This is a genomic window from Streptococcus sp. HMSC078H03 (assembly GCF_001808655.1).
GTDB lineage: Bacteria > Bacillota > Bacilli > Lactobacillales > Streptococcaceae > Streptococcus > Streptococcus salivarius_G.
In genome coordinates, this window is the sequence record NZ_KV794113.1 from 126,658 (window position 1) to 148,317 (window position 21,660).

Below are 21,660 nucleotides of genomic sequence, written 5' to 3' on the forward strand. Positions count from 1 at the left end.
AAGGTTATTCTCCGTTCTCTTTAAAGAATGCACTGCCTATTCTGACAAAGGTTGATCCATTCTGAATAGCCATGTCATAGTCTCGACTCATCCCCATGCTTAACTGATCACAAGGAACATTCTTTAGTTTTTTCTCTTGAATTGATTGTCTAAGTTCATTTGTCTCAGCAAAAATCTTATCAAGTTCTTGAGCATCTGCATCAATTGGAGCCATAGTCATGAGTCCAACTATACAAATCTTATCAAGATTTTCAATTTGTTTTAGAACAGTATCAAGTTCTTCAGGTGAAAAACCATGTTTTGACTCTTCACCTGAAACGTTAACTTGTAGGAAGCAATTAATGGTGTGGTCGGCACGCTTTTGAATTTCCTCTGCCAATTTAACAGAATCCAAAGCATGAAAATAATCAACTAAATTAATAACATCCTTTACTTTACGACGTTGCAGGGTACCAATAAGGTGCCAAGTCAAATCATAATTTTTTAAAGCTTGATACTTATCTAAGAATTTATCAACGCGATTTTCAGCAATGTGCTTGATTCCCGTTTTAACCAATTCTTCAGCGACATCACTTGAAACATATTTGGTTACGGCAACAATATTGACGTCATCGCTAGAGCGATTAGCATTTTCACAAGCTCTTTTTACCGCTTGATAAACATTATTTTTATTCTCTTCTATAGTCATTATTAACGATTTTTAAAGAATGGTGGTGTCTCCAATTCATCATCATCTTCAACATCACTTGAGAATGTAGACATAGTCAATTGACTATCTAGTTGACCAGTTTCAGGACGAGAAATATTATCACGTCTCAAATCCCAATTACCAAAAGCTGACTGCTCTTGTTGAGGAGCTGCCGCTGCAGGACGAACTCCTGCTTGAGGCATTGAAGGTGTTTCATTATAGTCAAAATTTGGTTGACGTTCAAATGAAGGTTGAGAAACTGGACGTTGCTCTTCTTGAACAACTTGTTGAGCAGGAGCTGATGGTTGTGAAGGAGCTGTAGTCACTTTACGTGGCTGAGCTTTCATACCAGATACTTTTTCAGCACGATCTTGACGAACTCCAGTTGCAACAACAGTTACACGGATTTCATCTTTCAATGTATCATCGATTGATGTACCAAGCCAAATGTTAACACCGCTACCAGCTGCTTGACCAACAATTTCAGATGCTTCTTCTGCTTCTGTAAGCGTCATATCAAGACCACCAGTTACGTTAACGATAACATCTTCTGCACCATCAATAGTAGTTTCAAGAAGTGGTGAATAGATTGCTTTGCGCGCAGCTTCAACAATACGTTCTTCACCTGAACCAATACCAATACCCATAAGTGCATTACCTTTATTTGCCATAACTGTTTTCACATCGGCAAAGTCGAGGTTGATCAAACCTGGGTTAGTGATAAGGTCCGTAATACCTTGGACCCCTTGACGAAGAACATTATCTGCTTCACTAAGAGCTTCAAGAAGTGGTGTTTTCTTATCAACGATTTCAAGAAGGTTATTGTTAGAGATAATAAGAAGGGTATCAACTTGCTCACGCAATTCTTGAATACCTTCGACAGCGAAGGCACCACGTTTGTTACCTTCAAATCCAAATGGACGTGTCACAACTGCAACTGTCAATGCACCCAAGCTTTTCGCAATACGTGCAATAACTGGTGCTGCCCCTGTACCAGAGCCACCACCCATACCAGCAGTGATAAAGACCATATCAGCTCCTGTAAGTGCTTCTGTAAGTGTTTCTTCACTTTCTTCAGCTGCCTTACGACCAACTTCAGGTTGACCTCCGGCACCAAGGCCACGAGTCAATTTAGGACCCAATTGGATAACTGTTTCTGCTTTAGAAGAGCTGAGTGCTTGAATATCAGTATTAGCTGCAATAAATTCAACACCAGCAAGACCTTCTTCAATCATTCGGTTGATGGCGTTTCCGCCACCTCCACCGACACCGATAACTTTAATTACCGCACCTTGAACTGATGCGCTATCAAATGAAAAACTCATTTTATTTCCTCGCTTTTACTAGATTCAATTAATCAAACATACTGCCGAAAATACCACGAACACGATCACCAAGTTTTTGTTTTTGTTCATGATTTTCTTCTTCAACTGGCAGAGGTACCTCAATGGTGTTCTCAACTGGAACAGGACTTGGCTGAGGAGCCACTCGAGGTGCTGGAGCAGGAGTTCTATCAAAACTCAAGGCAGGAGCCTCATTGTCGATTGGTTTACGACGAAGATACTCTTCACCAGACACAGCCTGTTGTGCAATGATATCAACTTCTGTAAGAAGACCAACATACTCAACAAGACTAATCACATTTGCAAACATTGGATTACGGATACCAACTTGATTTGGCACGTAAAGTTTAACATTTGTCTCAAAAATTTCTTGAGCAACTTCAACCACACCTGGCATGATAGCTGTTCCACCTACAAGGACAATGCCACCAGGCAAATCAAGTAGACGTCCTCGAGTCAAGTCTTGTTTAACTCTATCAAGGATATGCTTCACACGAGCTGAGATAATCTCAGCAAGGTATTTTTCTGTAATCTCAACTGGTGAATTCTCACCTACAACTTCTACTTGGACAGTTTCTGTTTCGCTTGCTTCTTCAATATCTGCATTACCAAAATTGAACTTAAGTGCTTCAGCAATCTGCATTGAAGTCTTCAAAACTTTTGAAATATCCTTAGTGATGTACTCGCCACCTTCAGAATAAATATTGGTAAATTGAAGTTCTTGAGCACGCATGCTTGCAACAGTTGTTTGACCGCCACCCATATCAATAACAGTAGCACCAAACTCACGTTCACCTTCATTTAGAACAGCACGTGTCATTGCAAGAGGAGAGATGATAATATTCTCTACTTGAATACCAGCACGTTCAACTGTCTTACGAAGGTTGTGAAGAATTGTTGTTGGACCTGTGTATATGAGACCTCTCATTTCAAGACGAATCCCCATCATTCCACGAGGATCACGAATTCCTTGGAAGCCATCAACAATAAACTCTTCAGGAACTAGTGAGATAACCTCACGCTCAGGTGTAATGCTCTTTGTCAAGGCTGAGCGAACAACACTTTCAACATCTTCATCTTTGATTTCTTTTGATTCACTTGTTACAGGAATCATACCTTGTGTAGGCTCAATTTGAAGAAGATTAGCTGGAAGCCCAACGTTCACTTGCTCAATAACAATCCCAGCTTTTTCTTCTGCTTGTTCAATAGCTGTTTTGATTGATTTCGCTGCAGCGTCAATGTCAACAATGATGCCATCTTTCACACCAGAACTCTTAACATTACTTACTCCGATGACATTCATTGATCCATCAATAAACTCAGCAACAAGAACCTTAATCGAGCTAGTTCCTATATCTAATCCTGTAAAAAAGCCATCTCTAGCCATTCACTCGACCTCTCAATCTTTCCATTCAATATCTTTGTAAACTGTATAAAAACAGAATTATTCGGATACTATTGTACCATAAAAAAACGTAAAATGTCAGCATTTTACGTTTTTTATTATTCAATATTAGCCTTGAGCAGGGGAAGTCCGATGAATTGTTTCCTGACCAACTGGTGGATTTTCTTCTGTTTGAATACCTGAATTTTCAGAATTAGTTTCTTCTTCAGAATGCTGTTCCGTTGATGTTGTAGTATCTTGACCTTCTTCAGAAGTTGCATTTTCTTCTTTTTTATCAGTCTTATCTTTATCTTTCTTTTTATCCCCATCAGTTTTTGATGATTCAACTTCAGGAGTCGTTGTATAAAGTCCAACTTCCATATCTACAATACTTCCATCTGAAAGTTGACTCTTAATTTTCTCGTAGTAAGGAAGCTTAACTGTTAATTGAGAAAGTGGAACACGAATGGAATTGCCATCATACAGCTCAATCGTTAGTAAATCTGAAGTTGCTTTAGTAGGCGTAAGATTAATAATTTGAATATTATTCTTGATTTTTGTATCAAGTTTATTTAATTCTTTTACTAACTCTTCGATTTTCTTCTCGTCATCCATCTTTAAGGTGATGAATTTATCAGGTAGATTACTAGTTGAAACTGTTCCTCCTGTCTTACCACTTTGAAGAATAGAAACATAACCATTTGTAGTTTGACGATAAGCCACGATTGGGTATTCTTTTACTGCAATATTAAATTGATTTGGAAAACTATATGTAACTGTAGCCTTTTTAACCCAAACATTAGTTTTTTCAACAGTTGATGCAACCTTTCCTTGGTTGAAAAAGACATGAGTGATATAGTCTGTATCAAGAATACCACTTGCAACTTTCACATCTTCTGGTAAAGCATTTTTTGTTCCTGATACAGTGAGAACCTTTTGTTTTGACCAAGGTGAAATAAAGAAAAGTGAAAATACGATTAGGAGTGCAGCGATAAAAACAACTAGTCCTGCAAGATTTTGTTGTGCAATTGGAATATTACTAGTTGTATTACCTTTTTTTCGTTTCTTCCTTTTGGTCTTTTTTTTCTTTTTAACCTTCTTTTTCACTGGTGGCTGGCTCTCATTTGAAGTCGCTTCTTGTGAATGAACGACCTTTCCATTCGCAAATTCTTCAGAATCTTCGGTTTCTTTTTTTCTCAAAAATTCGAGATTTCTCTTCTGCCACTCTGTGAGAACTTGTTTTTCTTGTGATTCTTGATCCTTTTTTGCCATGAAATTCCTTTATTTTTTTGAAATACTAGTCACTAATAGGTTATAAAAATCATCAGGAGAAGTGATTTCCTCAGATTTAGCCATCGCTTCTTTGTAAGTCTCTGCATGTTCAACAAGTTGTTCAAGCTCATGATTCAAGGTTTCCCAACTTAATTCTGTTTCCTGTAATTGACGTGCGTAGCCTTTTCGTTCAAAATAGGCAGCATTTTCAAGTTGGTCTCCTCGGCTAGCTTCTTTCCCTAAAGGAATAATTAAATGAAGTTTTTTCATAGCCAACAATTCGAAAATCGTATTTGAGCCACCACGAGTTACAACTAAATCTGCCGTATCCATAAGAGGTTGGTACAAATCTGTCACATAATCAACTCTATAAAGATGACGTTCTAAGGTATTCAATGAAGAGTCCCCAGAAATATTAATGACATTATATTTTTCAGTCAGCTGTGGAGTATTACTAATAAAATCATTAAATACCTTTGCACCAGCTGAACCACCAATGAAAAGGACAGTTTTTAAGTTGTCATCAAACTGTTCTTTAATCTTATCAAGGGCACCAGACTGATTAGATGTCGCCATTCCTACCTTTGTAATAGCACCTACATGTTTTGTCTTTGCCAATCCTTTTGATTGTTCAAAAGTCGTAAACATAGTAGTCGCAAATTTATAGGCAATTTTATTGGCCAAGCCCATAGAAAGGTCAGACTCATGCACATATACAGGAACTCCTAATAATTTAGAAGCAATTACCGGTGGCACTGAGACAAATCCACCCTTTGAAAAGAGTGCTTGGGGGTGAATCTTGGCAATAATTGCAATAGACTGTAGAATCCCCCAACCAACTTTAAAGACATCCAACATATTTTGCCATGAGAAATAACGACGTAGTTTACCTGTAGCAATACTATGGAAAGTCACATCTAAGCCAGATTTATCAATCTGCTCATGTTCAATCCCGTGCTTGTCACCGATATAGTGCACTTCCCATCCATCTTTGAGAAATTTTGGAATTAAGATAAGATTTAAAGTCACATGTCCAACGGTTCCACCACCGGTAAAAACAATCTTTTTCGCTTTTGCCATAGACTATCCCTTCAATTGCTCAACAGTTGTGATAAATTCGTCACCACGCACTTCGAAATTCTTGTACATATCCCAACTTGCGTTTGCAGGGCTCAACAAGACAACATCTCCTGCACTTGCTTGATCAAAAGCAATACGTGTCGCATCTGCCACATCTTTGGCATCAAGATAAGTCACGCCCGCTTTATCAGCAGCACGTTTGACACGGGGAGCTGATTCTCCTAAAATCACCATTTTCTTAAGACCAGTAATGTCAGGAATGAGTTCATCAAATTCATTACCACGGTCCAAACCACCGGCAATCAAAATGACTTTGCTATTATCAAAACCAGAAAGTGCTTTTTGTGTCGCTAAAATGTTTGTTGACTTACTATCATTATAGAATTTCACTTCATCGATAGTGTCAACGAATTGGAGACGGTGCTTAACCCCACCAAAGCTTGCGAGAGTTTCCTTGATAGCTTGGTTTGAAATACCTGACAATTTTGCTACAGCTATAGTTGCCAAGGCATTTTCAACATTGTGACTACCAGGAACGCCAATCTCATCGGCTTGCATCACTAATTCACCTTTGAAGTAGAGACCACCATTTTCAAGATAGGCACCATCTACTTTTTCCACTGTTGAGAATGGAACTACTTGTGCTTTAGTTTGTGTAGCCAATTCCTTAGCTAAATCTTGATTGAAGTTCAAAACAACAAAATCATCCGCAGTCATCTGATTTTGAATATTCCATTTAGCAGCCACATATTCTTCAAAACTACCATGATAGTCAATATGTGTCGGCATCAAGTTAGTAATCACAGCAATATGTGGATGGAAGCTGTCAATCCCCATCAATTGGAAAGAAGACAATTCCATAACTAAGGTATCTTGAGCAGTAACTGACTGTGCAACTTCTGACGCAGGGAAACCGATATTTCCAGACAAGACACCCGATTTGCCACCATGGTTTAGGACATCAGCAATCATAGTTGTCGTTGTTGTCTTACCATTTGAGCCTGTAATACCGATAATAGGTGCTTCAGATACTAGGTAAGCTAATTCCACTTCAGTCCAAACAGGAATGCCTTTTTCAAGTGCACGAGCTACCATTGGATTGTCATAACGAATTCCAGGATTTTTCACCATTAATTCAAAATTTTCATCCAATAGTTCAAGAGGATGTCCGCCACAGACAACCTTAATCCCTTCTTCAAGAAGCGTCTGTGCTGATGGATTTTCCTCAAATGGTTTCCCATCATTTACTGTGACAATAGCACCCAACTTAGCCAATAGGCGGGCAGCTGCTTCACCAGATTTAGCCAAACCAAGGACCAAAACTTTTTTATTTTCAAATTGTGTTACTGATTTCATAATTCGTCCATTCTCTCAAATTGTATCATAATCATTTTACCCTTTATCCCAAGCTATTTCAAGGAGTTACCTCTTCTTGGCAAAAGAAAAAGCCAATCTATTCGATTGACTTTTAATCTCATGCTACTTATTTATCTTCATGTTCAGCTTTTTCATGATTAAGCTCTGACATAGCGAAAAAATCTTTCAAGGTGAAATAGCTCAATACAAGCATTCCCACCGTAACAAAGAACTCACCAGGTAAACTGAAGAATTTAATGATTGATAGCACTGCTAAAAGTAGGAGCAATGCTAAGGTAGCCATGACAAAGAGAAGATTCATGGTGTTTTTTACCGACTTTGGTGCAATAAAGAAATAGAATGATGCAATCAATATAGCAACAATCAGATAAAACATCTCTTCTCCTCTCTATATATTATTCAGCTTCTGCTGCTTTTTTCTTACGTTTATTGGCTTTATCACGCTCTGCTTTATTCAAAATTTGTTTACGCAAGCGGATAGATTCAGGCGTTACTTCCATGTACTCATCGTCATCCAAGAATTCAAGTGATTCTTCAAGAGTCAAGATACGTGGAGTCTTGATAACAGCCGTTTGGTCCTTAGTTGCTGAACGCACGTTTGTCATTTGTTTTGCTGTAGTGATATTGACACCAAGGTCATTTTCACGAGCATTTTCACCAACAATCATACCTTCATAAACTTCAGTACCTGGGTTAACAAAGATTGTACCACGTTCTTCGATACGCATGATTGAGTAAGTTGTCGCTTTACCTGTATCGATAGAAACAAGGGCACCACGGTGACGGCCACCAATTTCACCAGCAACAACTGGCAAGTATTGGTCGAAGGTGTGGTTCATGATACCGTAACCACGTGTCATAGACAAGAATTCAGTAGAGAATCCAATAAGTCCACGAGCTGGTACGAGGAAGATAAGACGTGTTTGACCGTTACCAACCATCTGCATATCAAGCATATCACCTTTACGTTCTGAAAGGGCTTGGATGATAGAACCTTGGTACTCTTCTGGAGTATCAATTTGAACACGTTCAAATGGCTCACATTTCACACCATCAATTTCTTTGATGATAACTTCTGGACGAGATACTTGAAGTTCGTATCCTTCACGACGCATTGTTTCGATAAGGATTGACAAGTGCAATTCACCACGACCTGAGACAGTCCATTTATCTGGTGAATCAGTTGGATCAACACGAAGAGAAACGTCTGTTTGCAACTCTGCCAAGAGACGCTCTTCAACCTTACGTGATGTCACGTGTTTACCTTCACGACCTGCAAATGGTGAGTTATTAGCCAAGAAAGTCATTTGAAGTGTTGGTTCGTCAATACGAAGAACTGGCAATGGTTCAACAGCATCAGTTGGTGTAATTGTTTCACCAACGAAGATGTCTTCCATACCTGAGATGGCAATCAAATCACCAGCTTTTGCTTCTTCAATTTCACGACGTTCCAAACCAAAGAAACCGAAAAGTTTAGTAACACGGAAGTTCTTTGTTGTTCCGTCAAGTTTTGAAAGGGTAACTTGGTCACCAACTTTTACAGTTCCACGGAAGATACGTCCAATACCGATACGTCCAACGAAATCATTGTAGTCAAGAAGTGACACTTGGAATTGAAGAGGCTCATCTGAGTTATCTACAGGAGCTGGGATGTGGTCAATAATAGTGTCAAAGATTGGAGCCATAGTGTGCTCTTGATCAGCAGGGTTATCCGACAATGATGATGTTCCGTTAATCGCTGAAGCATACACAACTGGGAATTCCAACTGATCATCATCAGCACCAAGCTCGATGAAAAGTTCAAGAACTTCATCAACAACTTCTTCAGGACGAGCTGATGGTTTATCAATCTTGTTAACAACAACGATAGGTGTCAAGTTTTGCTCGAGTGCTTTTTTCAACACAAAACGTGTTTGAGGCATTGTACCTTCGTAGGCATCGACAACAAGGACAACCCCATCAACCATTTTCATGATACGTTCAACTTCTCCACCGAAGTCCGCGTGACCTGGTGTATCCATGATGTTGATACGCGTACCGTTATAAGCAACGGCTGTATTTTTGGCAAGGATTGTAATTCCACGTTCTTTTTCAAGATCGTTTGAGTCCATTGCACGCTCATCAAGCTCTTTACGCTCGTCAAGAGTGTGTGATTGTTTCAACAATTCATCAACAAGTGTTGTTTTACCGTGGTCAACGTGGGCAATGATGGCTACGTTACGGATATCTTCTCTAAGTTTAGTCATTTTTTCCTCTTTAATTTTTATTTCAACTTTTAAAGTATACCACATTTTCAACAAAATGGCAGAGCTCAGCTGATTGTAAACGTTTTTCAACAAGAAAAAGGTGCTGTCCACCTATAATTGGTCAGACACACCTTCTGTCATTCATTAGTTATCAATTGTAAGTGCAAGGCTAGCAGCTCCAATGATACCAGCATCATTTCCAAGCTCTGCTAATTTCACTTTTGTTGTACGGCGAACTTGTGGGAATGCATAACGTGTAAAGTATCCTTCAACACGGCTACGCAAGAATTCACCAGCTGCTGAAACACCACCACCGATTACAACTGAATCTGGGTTAAGAATATTTGAGATATTTGCTGTTGCAAGTCCTAGGTATTCAGAGACTTTGTCAACGATGCTATTAGCAAACTTGTCGCCTTCGGCAGCGGCAACGAAAATATCTTTACTTGTTACTTGCTCACCATTATCTACAGCAGCTTTAATAGAAGAGTTACCTTCATATCCTTCTGCTAAATGACGTGCCAAACGTACGACACCTGTTGCAGAAGCTACAGTTTCCAAGCATCCTTTGTTTCCGCAAGTACATTCAAATCCTGTTTCAGGCTCAACGATAATGTGGCCAATTTCACCACCAGCACCGCCAACACCATGAATCAAGTTACCATCAGCGATAACGCCGCCACCAACTCCTGTTCCTAATGTCACAAAGACAACATCAGGATTGTTAGCACCAGCACCAACCCAACGTTCACCGAGGGCAGCAACGTTAGCATCATTATCAATGGCAAATGGAATACCGAGTTCTTTTTCGATGACAGATCCAACTTCTTGAGTTTCTGCCCAGTTCAAGTTGAAGGCACCAGTAACCGTTTTATTTTCACGATCAACAGCTCCTGGAGAACCCATACCAATTCCAATGAAATCTTCTGCAGTAAGTCCGTACATTTCCAAACGGTGTTTCAAAGACTCCACGATGTTAGGGACGATGTGACGACCATTTTCAAGCGTATTTGTTTCAATCGCCCATTTTTCTTGCACTTCACCTTCTGAAGTCAAAATACCAAATTTAACAGTTGTTCCACCAAGGTCAATTCCCAAGAGTTTTTTACTCATTTTCTTTCTCCATTTCAATGCGATGTTCACGTCGTAAAATCATTTCAGCAGTAAGGTAGCTGTCCTTGTCCACCAAACCATTCTGGTAGAGGGCTTCTAATTCAATCTTCATCATTTCGATATCATAGAGCCTTTTTCCCAGGTAAACTACTATGCCAAACTGTTTCAACAACTGTTGAACGTCATATAAAGTTTTCATAGCAATATTTTAGCAAAAAGCTTCTGCCATGACAAGATAGTTTTGAAAACCTTTACAGATTATTGTATACTTCAAAAAAGACCTAAGTCATTTAGACTCAGGTTATTGACAATTCGGGCAAATCCCATGTAAAATCATCTGTTCACGAGTAATGCGAAATCCAGTTTGTGATTCTACCTCTTCCTTGAAAGACGGAATCGGTAAGTCTAAGTCAGTAATGTGACCACATTTTTCACAAACAATGTTTAAGTGGTCATGTCCCATAAAATCATAATAGGTTGTATTATCATTATTAACCTTGATTTCAGAGACAATCCCTTCTTCAACCAACACCTTCAGGTTGTTATAGACCGTCGCCAAACTCATCCCAGGATTGTCAGGGAGTAGGTCATAATATATCACATCTGCACTAGGGTGTTGATCAGACATCATCAAATAGCGAATAACAGCTTTACGAGATTCCGTCAACCGAATTCCTTTAGCTTTTAACTGATTTAGGACATCTTCATAAACGCCTAGACTACGTCGATGCTCAGACATATCGCCGCCTCCCCTCTTCTAAAAGTATTTTACGTCTATTATACACTTTTAGAGGAACTCTTGACAATCATCTTAACTCAAAAATGCTTATCTCAAGCCTGGAGCTTGTCCAAGTTCTGCAGTCAACATCCAGATTGTCTTATCAATTTCAGATTTAGCTGCAGTGAAGATATCATTTGAAGGAGCATCTCCTTCTTCATCTGTGATATCCAAACCAACTTGGAACAATACTGACAAATATTTGTATGTATCAACCAATAATTGGATTTGATCAGACATTGGTTTATCAAATGTACCAGTAGTTTCAGTCAAGCCTGAATTAGATGAAAATTCTACCAAAGTTGAGTATGGTTCCCCACCAATAGTAATCAAACGTTCACTAACAACATCAAGGTGAGCATTCAAACTATCCATCAATTCATCCATTTTTGGATGAAGATAGAGGAAACCAGGACCACGCATATACCAATGAACTTGGTGAACAATTGAAGCCGCTACAGACAAATCAGCAACTGCTTGATTCAAAACTGCTTTAGTTTTTGTATATGAAGGTGTTTCAGCTTGTTGGTTAACTGTTTCATTGATTGTTTCTTTAATTGAATCTACCATATTAATTCTCCTTATTTAGAATTACTATTATTTATACTTTTATTTTATAATATTTCTAAATAAGATGCAAGTAAAATGCTTTTTCTCACTCTTTTTCGAATAATTAGGTATGTTAAGTATTATTTATTTTTTTCTAGGAGCCTCTTTAGGTTCATTTATCGGACTAATTTGTGATCGTTTTCTTGAAAAGTCGATTATTTTTCCTAGTAGTCACTGTAGTCACTGCAAGCATCAGTTGTGTTTTTTCGAGATGATCCCTATCCTCTCACAACTTTTCTTAAGATCTCGATGTCGTTCATGTCAGACTCCTATCCCTCTTCGTTACCTCTTTATGGAACTATTTTGTGGAGTAATATGCCTTCTATATTTTTATGACTTTTTAAGTCTTGAAGTAACCTACTTTCTTTACTTCAGCCTTTGTCTATCAATTTTTGATTTGAGACATAAATCCTATCCGCTTCTGATTTGGATAGTTGGAACAGTCCCACTCTTATTCATGGGCAACTACTACCTCACATTTGCCTTGGGGATTACCATCGCTACCCTTTCTTATATGAAACATCTAAATATTGGGGAAGGAGATTTTCTCTATTTAGCAAGTGCCTCCCTTATTTTCCCATTTTCAAAAATACTACTTATTATCGAAATTGCCTGCCTATTAGGACTAGCTTACTTCCTTCTACGAAGAAATCTCAAGGAATGCATCGCATTTGTCCCATTTCTTTTTCTAGGGATAGTACTTCTTACTTTTTGTTCAATTATATAGAAAAAAAGCCGATAAATTCGGCTTTTCTTTATTAGTTCATATTGACACGGTGCCACTCATTAATGACATAAGAGAGCATTCCTAATTGTTGGAGACCCCAACCGCTGATTTCATCTGAATTTTCAGTTGATCCACCAAGGTAACGTGTATAGATTGCAACCATATAAGGTGTATCTTCCATAACGATAGCATCAACGTTAAGTGCTTCACGGACATAACCTGGTTTTTGATAAATTGTCAGATTAGGAAGATATGTCTTGTAGTACTCATTAGGGAATGACTCACCAATGTAGTGAAGGATATCCTTGTAATTATCTTGATGTTTCCAGAGATAATCCAAAACTTGAATGTAATAATCTGTTGTTGTCTTATTACCATGCATTTGGATAGTCTTCACTTCACCTTTTGATTTACCGTATTTATCGAGCATACCATAGAATTTTTCCATACCACCAAGGCGTTCCGCCAAAGCGTAGGCAGGAGTATTCTCAGAGTATACAAGAGAATATTCTTGCATCTCTGGAATAGTCATTGAACCACCGAAAGCAGCAACATAATTATCATGTTCACCTTGGTATTCATACTCAGTATTAGTAATATCAAAACGTTCAGTTAAAGAAAGTTTACCCTTATTAACCTCATCCATGACAAGCATGTTTAATGGCAATTTATAAGTTGATCCTGCAGTCATTGGCTGAGTATCATTCATAGAGAATTGCTCATTTGTCTTGGTATTTTTATATGAAAAGGCAATTTGGCTAGACTCAATACCTTGGTCAGCCATAAATGCTTCAACTACTTGGTTCAATGTCATGTTAGCATAATCATAATACAAGCCATTACCATACATAGTATCTGCATCTGCTTCCATGACTGCTTGTTTAGCTTCGGCTGATTTATTTGTTGGAGTTACCTTTTCCTCTTTTTCTTTGTCTTCTTTTTTAGTGACTTTAGAACTAGATCCGAAGATATTTCCAAGGCCACCAGTGTGACCAGCTTGTTTACCACGTCCTGCTAAAGCAAGCATGGCAACAAACAAAAGAATTACCAAAACACCTAGGAAGGCTAAGATAAGATATGCTTTTTTATCATCACGAGATGATTTTGATTTAGCTTTAGATTTCTTAGAGCGCTTACTTCTAAGTGCCAAGGTTTCAGTTTTTGCTTCGTTTTCCTTGTGTTCAACTGGTACTACTGTTTCCTCAGCTGACTTCTTGTCTACTGATTTTTTAGAAGTCTTTTTAGCATCTTTTTTCGATGATTTTTTCTTGTCTTTCTTGGCGCCTTTTTTGACATCTTTTTTAGTATCTTTAGTGTCTTTTTGGACGTCTTTTTGAAGGTCTTGTTTTACCGAATCTTTCTTTTTATCTTTAGTTTTTCGGCGGCTTCCACTATACTTTTTGCTTGAATGTTTTTTCTTTTTTTTCATAACAATAATAGTTTAAGCTATAATTCACTAAAAAGCAAGGAGATTTTACAATCATATTACAAAAAAATTATCCCCAATAGTGAGGATAATTTTAAACTTATTTAGCTGCTGAATAAAGCTCAGCAACTTTATTCCAGTTGATGATTTCAAAGAAAGCTTTGATGTAGTTTGGACGTACGTTACGGTAGTTTAGGTAATATGCATGTTCCCAAACATCAAGTGCCAAGATTGGTTTCTTACCATCTGAGATAGGGGTGTCTTGGTTAGCTGTTGAAACGACTTCAAGCTTACCTTCAGCGTTAACAACAAGCCATGCCCAACCTGAACCAAAACGAGTTGTTGCTGCTGCTGTGAAAGCTTCTTGGAAGGCTTCAAATGAGCCGAAAGCTTCGTTAATAGCAGCTGCTACTTCTGCAGTTGGTTCTTGTTTTTCAGGAGACAAGAGTTCCCAGAAAAGTGCGTGGTTAAGGTGTCCACCACCATTATTAATAAGTGCTTGACGAATATCTGCTGGAATTTGTTCCACGTCAGCCAAAAGTGCTTCGAGATCTTCACCAATTTCTGGGTGTTTTTCAAGAGCAGCATTAGCATTTGCTACATAAGTTGCGTGGTGTTTATCGTGGTGAAGAGTCATTGTTTCAGCATCAATGTATGGTTCCAAAGCATCGTAAGCGTAAGGAAGGTCTGGAAGGATAATTGCCATAGTAAAGGTCCTCTTTTCATTTTTTCTTCATTTTACCGTAAAGTGGTAGAGCTTTCAAAAATTTTGCTTACAAAATCAAAGAAAACTCCAAATCTCTAGCGGTTTGATACGATTTTTAAAAATGCTAAATCAAACAAGTAATCTTTATCTAAAGTTCCTGTCTTTATCTGGTAATCTGTCTCTACTAAAATCTTAATCGTCTTTTTTAAGAATGCTACTGATAAGGGACGACTATCTCTCAGAGCAAAACGAACCTGAAATTGATTGACTTTACGCCCTAAATAATCTGACAGACTTGAAACAATCTGCTGCTCACTTTTGCCTTGAGCAGATAAGAGTTTAACCTGTAAATAGGTACGAAATTGTCCCAACATCACAGCAATCAACTTAATCTCATCTTCACCCTGAAGCCGTAAATCATGCACTAATTCACGAACACTCTGAATCTGTCCTCGCAAAAGAAGTTGCGTCATATCAAAAATGTTATCTTGCAAACTTTTCGGAATAGCCTCAGCAATATCTTGCGATGAGATATTTCCTTCCGTTTTATACCCCTTTAGAAAAGCTAAGTTTTTTTGAACATCTGAAAAGTCAAAATTTGACTTAATCAAAAGTTCCTCAAAGACTCCTGTATCAAATGTAAGCCCCTCTTGATGCGCCTGCTTTTGAAAATAGGTTCTAAGTTCTGCATCTTTTAAGGGACTGGCTTCAAGCACCATGGCATCACGCTTGAGTAGTTTGACTAAACGACGCTTTCCATCTAGCTTTCCTGCAGACATTAAGACAAGACGTGTTGTTTCAACAGGAGACTCAAAATAATTTTCAAGGCGCTTCAACTCTTTCTCATCCAGATACGATTTTTTAGCAGTAGTCATATCCGTGAAATGGTCAAAAATGACCACCTTCTCATCTGCAAAAAAAGGCATGCTTTCTAAATCGAGCTCAGCATCTTGATAATCAGTCTCAGACATATCAAAATAAGAATAGGTTAAGTCACTGGAATCAAAACCAATTTGTTTTAAAAATTTTTCTTTTGCTTGACTATACTGCCCTAAATCCTCGCCCGCCAAGACCGTTATCATGGGGAGCTTTTCTTTGGACAGCTTTTCAATCGTTTCCATAGCAATCATGGTTTTATTATAACAGATTTTTCACCATAACAAAAAGCCCACCACCAAAGTGATGAACTTTACTTTATTAACCAGAGTTACGAAGACCTGTTGCAATACCATTGATGGTAATGTGAATAAGGCTAATTTCGTCATCGGTCAAATCATTGTTACGAAGACGTTTAATCAATTCAATTTGGATGTAGTTCAAGACATTGAAGTATGGTAAACGGAAGTCCAAACTTGCTTTAAGCGATGGACTTTCATCAAGGAAGCCATCATGTTTTTCAATAGCAAGAATAACATCCTTAGTCAACTGCCACTCATCCAAAATAATATTGAAGACACTACGTACTTCTTCACTCTCTGCCAATTGTGCATAGTGGAAGGCGATATTCATGTCTGATTTTGAAAGAACCATGTCCACGTTTGACAAAAGTGAACGGAAGAATGGCCATGTTTCAAACATATGTTGAAGTTTCTCAAGGTTGCCTTCTTCAGCTTGGATAAAGCGATTAAAGGCAGAACCCACACCATACCAACCTGGGAACATGATACGGTTTTGTGACCATGAGAATACCCAAGGAATCGCACGAAGACCAGAAATCTCAGTAATAGTCTTACGAGCTGCTGGACGAGAACCGATATTCAAGCTTGACACTTCTTTAATAGGGCTTGCTTCAAAGAAGTAGTCATAGAAATGTTCGTTTCCAAAGACAAGATCACGATAGATAACATTAGAATCATTAACAATACCGTCCATAATTTCACGGAAATCAACCAATTCATCTGGGTCCGCAATTTGACGTGTTACCATACGGTCAAGGGCAGCTGAAACAAGCATTTCAAGATTGTAGTAGGCAGCATCCTTATTACCATATTTATTACCGATAACTTCCCCTTGTTCAGTCAAACGGATACGGTCCTTAATAGTACCAAATGGTTGAGACGTAATAGCATCGTATGATGGGCCACCACCACGACCAACAGTACCACCACGGCCATGGAAGAAGGTAATCTTAATACCACGCTCTTCACCAATCTTAGTCAATTCGTTTTGAGCTTTGTAAAGCGTCCAACCTGAAGATAAGTAACCACCATCTTTGTTAGAGTCTGAGTAACCCAACATGATTTCTTGGTAATTATTGCTATTCTTGATCCAACGTTTAACGATATCATAACCAAGATATTGTTTCATGATATCATTAGAGTTTTCCAAGTCTTCGATAGTTTCAAAAAGTGGAACAATTTGGACACGCGCACGTTCTGTATCAACCAAGCCAACTTCTTTAAGAAGGATAGCCAACTCAAACATATCAGAAACGCTCTCAGTGTGAGAAATGATATGTTGTTTGATGACATCTTCACCGATATAGTCTTTCAAGAGACGAGCAGTGCGGAAGATTGCCAATTCTTTTTCAAGTGTTTCAGACTTAGGCACATTAGTTGATGACAAGGTACGAGGATCTTCTTGCAATTCTTTAAGAAGAACAGCAACCTTTTCAACCTCTGTTAATTCACTATAGTTATCAACAATATTTGCAGATTTAAGCAACTCTGCTACACATGCTTCATGAACACTTGAATCTTGACGCATATCGATTGTAGCAAGATAAAAACCAAAGACTTCTACAGCTTGAAGAAGCTCTTCGAAATCACCTGAAATCAAGACAGCATCGTCGTTTTCAAGAAGTGAATTTTTGATTGCCAAAAGATCATCATGGAAGTCATCTGCTGTTTCGTAGAATTCTGTTGTTTGTTGTGAGACAGCTTGAAGACTTTGGCTGAGACGTTGTTGCACGTAATCAGCTACTACTTCACCTGTTGAAGCTGAACCCAGACGAACATTTTCAGAAAGACGTTTGGCAACTCTTTCCTTGGTAAAGTTTCCTTCTTTAAAGAAAAGAAGTGTCTGAATCAACTTAGACTGGATGTAACTGAAAGCACGACGGTAAGGTTCATTTTCACGATAAACAGATGTATCTGGAGAATGTTTCGCCATCTCTGCTACTGTATCTGAAACCTCAGTTAAGCGTGATGAGAGGGAAAATGAACGGTAAAGATTATCAACTTTTTCGATATAGTAGTTGAGGATAACTTCACTTTGCAATGTTGCAGAAAGTTTAAGAGTTTCTGCTGTTACAAATGGGTTCCCGTCACGGTCACCACCAATCCACATACCCATAGTAATAGGGGTTGGATTGTCGAGTTCAATACCTTTTTCAACTGCTAAACGTTTGAATTCATGTGATAGGTTCGTAATCGCCTTAATCAATGAGGAGTTGTAATACTCCATAACGTTAGTGATTTCGTTTTTAACCTTAAGTTTTTTCTCACGAATGATATCTGTTTGCATCATAATTTCTACATAACGACGCAAATCTGCATACCATTTATCCTTGTTAATAAGACCAGCCTTAACATCACGATGCTTACGGAGAAGTTCGTGAATGTGGTTAGTCAATTCAAGCATAGTTTTACGTTGAACCTGAGTTGGGTGAGCTGTCAAAACTGGCACGACATTGACATGTTCAAGAATGTCACGTGCATTATCACTTTCAGCGACAACATCAAAGGTTTCAGACAACTTACCTAGATAAGATTCATCAATATTGTTCTTGTGGTTGACTTCATAAGCCAAATCCACGTCCTCAGAGATATTAATCAAGAGAGGTAACAAAGAGAAATAACGTGATGCAACGACCATATCGTCATTCGTCATTTCTGAAATGGCTTGTGTAAGGGCCACATAGTCACCTTCATCATAAAGTTCAACCAAATGTTGGATAGTTGTGAGACCTTGCTCTCCAGCCATGCCTCGTGTTGCATCATCCAACAATTCTTTCAAGATACCAACTTCTTCAGAGATGATTTCCTGGTTGTTACTGCTTTCCAATTTGTTAAAAGCCAAACCGTATTCTCCTTACTTTATGTAGTACCCTTTTATCATATCACTTTTAAAACAAAAGTAAACTATTTTCCTTTAAATCGTCAGTTATTTTGCAATTTTCCGACTTTTTCAAACAATTTTTTAAGTCTATTTCCGAACTTTATAAAAAAAAGACTCTGAAACAGAGTTCAGAATCTTAATTATACTTTTTTTGATAGAATTTGATTTCATCGCCATCTTCAACCTTAAGTTGGTTGGCTGCTTTTTCACCAAGTTTCCCATTAACATCAAACATCCAATAGATGCCTTTATCTTTATCTTGAGAAATACCATCAATCTCAGTGATGAAGCCATCGTTTTCTTGAACAGGATATACCTCTTCCAATACATCAAGCACTGTATCACCTTTTTGGATTTCTACTGATTTTTTCTTACTTTCCTTATCTGTTTTCAAAATCAAAGTCACTTGACCTTGAACCTTAGACTGATGATTATTTGTGCTGCTAGTAAGTTTAGCTGCCTCATTTTTTCCACAGGCTGCTAGAGTAACAAGTGATAAAGCAAGAAAAATATATGTCGCTAATTTTTTCATTTCAAAAACCTCCTAAAAATAGACTGGATGAATGGATAGAATAGAAGCGTCGATACTGCATGATAGGTGTCGTAAAGCAGACCAGAAATAACAAAGGTAATCCCACTTCTAAATAGGAGGCCATAGCTATAATCCATGAGAACCCCATAGAGAAAGGACAAGAGAGTTACCAAAGCAATCTGCCAAACAAGTGACAACCTAGGTGCAATCAAACTCCAAAGAGCCATCAAGACGCCGAAGGCCAGAATCTGATTAAAGACCCAAGGACCAAAACCAAAGATGAATCCTGAGATGGACATGGTTAAAGCCATAATCAACAGACCATCTACCAAACCCAAGTAAAGAACAGCCACAAAAAACATAGCTGTAATAGGCTGAATATTTGGCAATCCTATAAATGCTGACCGCAATCCTACTGCCAGAGCTGACAGAATGGCTATTCGAGCCATTCGTTGAATCGTTAGTTTCATACATCTATTATGCCAGAAATAAGGAAATATGACTAGTTTTTAAAAATAAAAACTAAAGATTTCTTGAAATACAGAGTAAGATCGTACAAATTGAAGAAAATAATGTCCCTTGTTGCCTCTCCCAAATATCAAACGGTTTGAGCAGGCTGAATATTTGATATAAAAAGTGTACTCTCATTCACTATCCTCTGTCATCTTGACAACAGTAAATAATTAAGTTTGATTAATTATAAAAGTTAACTTGACTTATTTTTTATTTTAAAGTATATTAAACTCAAGGAGGTAGCTAATGATTCAAATTGAAAATATTAATGTGTCTTACCAACAGACATTAGCTCTGGATAATATCACCTTAAACTTGGAGGGACCTAGTATTACTGGGATTATTGGACCAAATGGTGCTGGTAAATCAACTCTAATTAAAGCATTAATTGGTATTATTCCTCACTCTGGAAAAATCCTTTTCAATAAACAACCTATTCGTCAGCAATTGAATCGTATTTCCTATGTTGCACAGAAGGCTGATATTGATTTTAACTTTCCGATTACTGTCAGAGAGTGCATCTCTCTAGGACTCTATCCCAAAACCAAGTTCTTTAAACGTCTATCTAAGAGTGATTGGTCTAAGGTCACAGATGCTTTAACACTACTTGGTCTAAATGATTTGGCCCATCGACAAATAAGCCAATTATCAGGAGGGCAATTTCAACGTGTTCTAATCGCTCGTTGTCTTGTACAAGAGGCTGATATTATTTTATTAGATGAACCCTTTGTAGGGATTGACTCTGTTAGCGAAGATATTATCATGAACACCTTGAGAGAACTTAGGGACAAAGGTAAGCTTATTCTTATTGTCCACCATGATTTGAGCAAAGTTCCTCATTATTTTGACCAAGTTATCCTCCTAAATCGTAAACTGATTGCTAGTGGGCCTACTAATCTTGTTTTTAATGAGGATAATCTCCGTAAAACCTACGGTAACAGTTTATTTTATAAAGGAGATGTAAATGATTTCTGAATTTATTGATGGTTTGCTAAATTTCCACTACTTACAAAATGCTCTTATAACGGCTTTAGTTATTGGAATTGTCGGAGGGGCTGTTGGTTGTTTTATTATTCTAAGAGGCATGTCGCTTATGGGTGATGCGATTTCACATGCGGTTTTACCCGGCGTAGCTACTTCCTTTATCTTGGGTATTAACTTTTTCATAGGAGCCATCATCTTTGGACTTTTAGCTTCTACAATGATTACCTATATCAAAAGCAATTCCATTATTAAGAGTGACACGGCAATTGGGATTACCTTTTCGAGCTTTCTAGCTCTCGGTATTATTCTCATCGGTGTTGCTAATAGTTCCACAGATCTCTTTCATATTCTCTTCGGGAATATTCTAGCTGTACAAGACATGGATATGTGGATAACGATTATCGTTTCACTTCTCGTACTAGCAACTATTACAATCTTCTTTCGCCCTCTACTCCTAACATCCTTTGATCCAATTTTGGCCAAGTCTATGGGAGTTAAGGTCACCTTCTACCACTACTTACTTATGGTTATTCTAACTTTGGTTTCTGTAACTGCCATGCAGAGTGTTGGCACTATTCTTATTGTGGCACTTTTAATTACACCGGCTGCCACTGCCTACCTTTATGTTCATAGCCTAAAAACAATGATTCTTCTCTCATCAGGATTGGGGGCTCTGGCATCTGTTCTAGGTCTTTTTATCGGCTATAGTTTTAATATTGCAGCTGGTTCGAGCATTGTATTAACGTCTGCTCTACTCTTTCTCGTCAGCTTTTTCATCGCCCCTAAACAAAGTGGCATGAAAAAAACTTATAAACAATAAAAT

General features: G+C 38.0%; 21 protein-coding genes. 3 read left to right on the top strand and 18 right to left on the bottom strand.

What is annotated here, in order from left to right; translation table 11 throughout:
• Nucleotides 1-4: 4 nt before the first annotated feature.
• The 12 genes from HMPREF2607_RS06485 to HMPREF2607_RS06540 all read right to left on the bottom strand — a co-directional run bounded on the left by HMPREF2607_RS06485 (nt 5) and on the right by HMPREF2607_RS06540 (nt 11,851).
• Nucleotides 5-688, bottom strand: a complete 684-nt coding sequence (locus HMPREF2607_RS06485; protein ID WP_021146998.1) for a YggS family pyridoxal phosphate-dependent enzyme — start codon at nt 686-688, stop codon at nt 5-7.
• A gap of 2 nt (nt 689-690) precedes the next feature.
• Complete coding sequence (gene ftsZ, locus HMPREF2607_RS06490; protein ID WP_002884133.1) at nt 691-2,013, bottom strand: cell division protein FtsZ; 1,323 nt, start codon at nt 2,011-2,013, stop codon at nt 691-693.
• 28 nt (nt 2,014-2,041) lie between these two features.
• Nucleotides 2,042-3,418 (bottom strand): cell division protein FtsA, encoded by a 1,377-nt coding sequence (ftsA, locus tag HMPREF2607_RS06495; RefSeq protein WP_002884067.1) that lies wholly within the window; start codon nt 3,416-3,418, stop codon nt 2,042-2,044.
• Nucleotides 3,419-3,544: 126 nt separating this feature from the next.
• The gene (locus HMPREF2607_RS06500; protein WP_059749125.1) at nt 3,545-4,687 is read right to left on the bottom strand and encodes a cell division protein FtsQ/DivIB; all 1,143 of its coding nucleotides are present in this window, start codon (nt 4,685-4,687) and stop codon (nt 3,545-3,547) included.
• A 9-nt stretch (nt 4,688-4,696) separates the two neighbouring features.
• The gene (locus HMPREF2607_RS06505; RefSeq protein ID WP_059749123.1) at nt 4,697-5,767 is read right to left on the bottom strand and encodes a UDP-N-acetylglucosamine--N-acetylmuramyl-(pentapeptide) pyrophosphoryl-undecaprenol N-acetylglucosamine transferase; all 1,071 of its coding nucleotides are present in this window, start codon (nt 5,765-5,767) and stop codon (nt 4,697-4,699) included.
• Between the two features lie 3 nt (nt 5,768-5,770).
• Nucleotides 5,771-7,123, bottom strand: coding sequence for a UDP-N-acetylmuramoyl-L-alanine--D-glutamate ligase (gene murD, locus HMPREF2607_RS06510; protein WP_002884010.1), 1,353 nt, complete (start codon nt 7,121-7,123; stop codon nt 5,771-5,773).
• Nucleotides 7,124-7,250: 127 nt separating this feature from the next.
• Nucleotides 7,251-7,520, bottom strand: a complete 270-nt coding sequence (locus HMPREF2607_RS06515) for a DUF3165 family protein (protein WP_002884134.1) — start codon at nt 7,518-7,520, stop codon at nt 7,251-7,253.
• 19 nt (nt 7,521-7,539) lie between these two features.
• The gene (gene typA / locus HMPREF2607_RS06520) at nt 7,540-9,390 is read right to left on the bottom strand and encodes a translational GTPase TypA (RefSeq protein WP_002884130.1); all 1,851 of its coding nucleotides are present in this window, start codon (nt 9,388-9,390) and stop codon (nt 7,540-7,542) included.
• A gap of 144 nt (nt 9,391-9,534) precedes the next feature.
• Complete coding sequence (locus HMPREF2607_RS06525) at nt 9,535-10,503, bottom strand: ROK family glucokinase (RefSeq protein ID WP_002884020.1); 969 nt, start codon at nt 10,501-10,503, stop codon at nt 9,535-9,537.
• A complete protein-coding gene (locus HMPREF2607_RS06530; protein ID WP_014634249.1) occupies nt 10,496-10,702 on the bottom strand; it encodes a YqgQ family protein in 207 nt (68 codons plus the stop codon). The genes HMPREF2607_RS06525 and HMPREF2607_RS06530 overlap by 8 nt, the downstream gene beginning before the upstream one ends.
• A 102-nt stretch (nt 10,703-10,804) precedes the next feature.
• Nucleotides 10,805-11,242: a Fur family transcriptional regulator gene (locus HMPREF2607_RS06535; RefSeq protein WP_002884117.1), complete on the bottom strand. Its 438-nt coding sequence runs from the start codon at nt 11,240-11,242 to the stop codon at nt 10,805-10,807.
• A gap of 87 nt (nt 11,243-11,329) precedes the next feature.
• Nucleotides 11,330-11,851, bottom strand: a complete 522-nt coding sequence (locus HMPREF2607_RS06540) for a Dps family protein (RefSeq protein WP_014634248.1) — start codon at nt 11,849-11,851, stop codon at nt 11,330-11,332.
• Between the two features lie 109 nt (nt 11,852-11,960).
• Between HMPREF2607_RS06540 and HMPREF2607_RS10195 the strand changes: the two genes are divergently transcribed.
• Nucleotides 11,961-12,617, top strand: a complete 657-nt coding sequence (locus HMPREF2607_RS10195) for a prepilin peptidase (protein WP_080610410.1) — start codon at nt 11,961-11,963, stop codon at nt 12,615-12,617.
• A 31-nt stretch (nt 12,618-12,648) separates the two neighbouring features.
• Here the strand turns inward: HMPREF2607_RS10195 and HMPREF2607_RS06545 are convergent, their stop codons facing one another.
• The 6 genes from HMPREF2607_RS06545 to HMPREF2607_RS06570 all read right to left on the bottom strand — a co-directional run bounded on the left by HMPREF2607_RS06545 (nt 12,649) and on the right by HMPREF2607_RS06570 (nt 19,810).
• On the bottom strand, nt 12,649-14,046 hold the full coding sequence (locus HMPREF2607_RS06545) for a serine hydrolase (RefSeq protein WP_083278663.1): 1,398 nt from the start codon (nt 14,044-14,046) through the stop codon (nt 12,649-12,651).
• 97 nt (nt 14,047-14,143) lie between these two features.
• Complete coding sequence (gene sodA, locus HMPREF2607_RS06550) at nt 14,144-14,749, bottom strand: superoxide dismutase SodA (RefSeq protein WP_002884006.1); 606 nt, start codon at nt 14,747-14,749, stop codon at nt 14,144-14,146.
• Nucleotides 14,750-14,844: 95 nt separating this feature from the next.
• Nucleotides 14,845-15,879, bottom strand: a complete 1,035-nt coding sequence (gene holA / locus HMPREF2607_RS06555) for a DNA polymerase III subunit delta (RefSeq protein ID WP_070476387.1) — start codon at nt 15,877-15,879, stop codon at nt 14,845-14,847.
• Between the two features lie 67 nt (nt 15,880-15,946).
• Nucleotides 15,947-18,769 carry a phosphoenolpyruvate carboxylase gene (gene ppc / locus HMPREF2607_RS06560; protein WP_002884013.1) on the bottom strand — a complete coding sequence of 941 codons (2,823 nt, stop codon included), beginning with the start codon at nt 18,767-18,769 and terminating at the stop codon, nt 15,947-15,949.
• Between the two features lie 175 nt (nt 18,770-18,944).
• The gene (locus HMPREF2607_RS06565) at nt 18,945-19,340 is read right to left on the bottom strand and encodes a DUF4430 domain-containing protein (RefSeq protein WP_070476389.1); all 396 of its coding nucleotides are present in this window, start codon (nt 19,338-19,340) and stop codon (nt 18,945-18,947) included.
• Nucleotides 19,337-19,810 carry a substrate-specific component CbrT of cobalamin ECF transporter gene (locus tag HMPREF2607_RS06570; RefSeq protein ID WP_021147012.1) on the bottom strand — a complete coding sequence of 158 codons (474 nt, stop codon included), beginning with the start codon at nt 19,808-19,810 and terminating at the stop codon, nt 19,337-19,339. The genes HMPREF2607_RS06565 and HMPREF2607_RS06570 overlap by 4 nt, the downstream gene beginning before the upstream one ends.
• Nucleotides 19,811-20,099: 289 nt before the next feature.
• On the opposite strand from HMPREF2607_RS06570, the gene HMPREF2607_RS06575 reads away from it, so the two are divergent.
• The gene (locus HMPREF2607_RS06575; protein WP_002890643.1) at nt 20,100-20,828 is read left to right on the top strand and encodes a metal ABC transporter ATP-binding protein; all 729 of its coding nucleotides are present in this window, start codon (nt 20,100-20,102) and stop codon (nt 20,826-20,828) included.
• Complete coding sequence (locus HMPREF2607_RS06580) at nt 20,818-21,657, top strand: metal ABC transporter permease (protein ID WP_070476391.1); 840 nt, start codon at nt 20,818-20,820, stop codon at nt 21,655-21,657. The genes HMPREF2607_RS06575 and HMPREF2607_RS06580 overlap by 11 nt, the downstream gene beginning before the upstream one ends.
• Nucleotides 21,658-21,660: the final 3 nt, after the last annotated feature.

What these genes read in the sequence shown, in the direction of transcription:
- sodA (WP_002884006.1), bottom strand. Translation starts at nt 14,749, where the DNA reads ATGGCAATTATCCTTCCAGACCTTCCTTACGCTTACGATGCTTTGGAA.
- holA (WP_070476387.1), bottom strand. Translation starts at nt 15,879, where the DNA reads ATGATTGCTATGGAAACGATTGAAAAGCTGTCCAAAGAAAAGCTCCCC.
- HMPREF2607_RS06505 (WP_059749123.1), bottom strand. Translation starts at nt 5,767, where the DNA reads ATGGCAAAAGCGAAAAAGATTGTTTTTACCGGTGGTGGAACCGTTGGA.
- HMPREF2607_RS06540 (WP_014634248.1), bottom strand. Translation starts at nt 11,851, where the DNA reads ATGGTAGATTCAATTAAAGAAACAATCAATGAAACAGTTAACCAACAA.
- ftsA (WP_002884067.1), bottom strand. Translation starts at nt 3,418, where the DNA reads ATGGCTAGAGATGGCTTTTTTACAGGATTAGATATAGGAACTAGCTCG.
- HMPREF2607_RS06525 (WP_002884020.1), bottom strand. Translation starts at nt 10,503, where the DNA reads ATGAGTAAAAAACTCTTGGGAATTGACCTTGGTGGAACAACTGTTAAA.
- HMPREF2607_RS06500 (WP_059749125.1), bottom strand. Translation starts at nt 4,687, where the DNA reads ATGGCAAAAAAGGATCAAGAATCACAAGAAAAACAAGTTCTCACAGAG.
- typA (WP_002884130.1), bottom strand. Translation starts at nt 9,390, where the DNA reads ATGACTAAACTTAGAGAAGATATCCGTAACGTAGCCATCATTGCCCAC.
- ftsZ (WP_002884133.1), bottom strand. Translation starts at nt 2,013, where the DNA reads ATGAGTTTTTCATTTGATAGCGCATCAGTTCAAGGTGCGGTAATTAAA.
- HMPREF2607_RS06515 (WP_002884134.1), bottom strand. Translation starts at nt 7,520, where the DNA reads ATGTTTTATCTGATTGTTGCTATATTGATTGCATCATTCTATTTCTTT.
- HMPREF2607_RS06530 (WP_014634249.1), bottom strand. Translation starts at nt 10,702, where the DNA reads ATGAAAACTTTATATGACGTTCAACAGTTGTTGAAACAGTTTGGCATA.
- HMPREF2607_RS06535 (WP_002884117.1), bottom strand. Translation starts at nt 11,242, where the DNA reads ATGTCTGAGCATCGACGTAGTCTAGGCGTTTATGAAGATGTCCTAAAT.
- HMPREF2607_RS06545 (WP_083278663.1), bottom strand. Translation starts at nt 14,046, where the DNA reads ATGAAAAAAAAGAAAAAACATTCAAGCAAAAAGTATAGTGGAAGCCGC.
- HMPREF2607_RS06485 (WP_021146998.1), bottom strand. Translation starts at nt 688, where the DNA reads ATGACTATAGAAGAGAATAAAAATAATGTTTATCAAGCGGTAAAAAGA.
- HMPREF2607_RS06565 (WP_070476389.1), bottom strand. Translation starts at nt 19,340, where the DNA reads ATGAAAAAATTAGCGACATATATTTTTCTTGCTTTATCACTTGTTACT.
- HMPREF2607_RS06570 (WP_021147012.1), bottom strand. Translation starts at nt 19,810, where the DNA reads ATGAAACTAACGATTCAACGAATGGCTCGAATAGCCATTCTGTCAGCT.
- HMPREF2607_RS10195 (WP_080610410.1), top strand. Translation starts at nt 11,961, where the DNA reads ATGTTAAGTATTATTTATTTTTTTCTAGGAGCCTCTTTAGGTTCATTT.
- HMPREF2607_RS06580 (WP_070476391.1), top strand. Translation starts at nt 20,818, where the DNA reads ATGATTTCTGAATTTATTGATGGTTTGCTAAATTTCCACTACTTACAA.
- HMPREF2607_RS06575 (WP_002890643.1), top strand. Translation starts at nt 20,100, where the DNA reads ATGATTCAAATTGAAAATATTAATGTGTCTTACCAACAGACATTAGCT.
- murD (WP_002884010.1), bottom strand. Translation starts at nt 7,123, where the DNA reads ATGAAATCAGTAACACAATTTGAAAATAAAAAAGTTTTGGTCCTTGGT.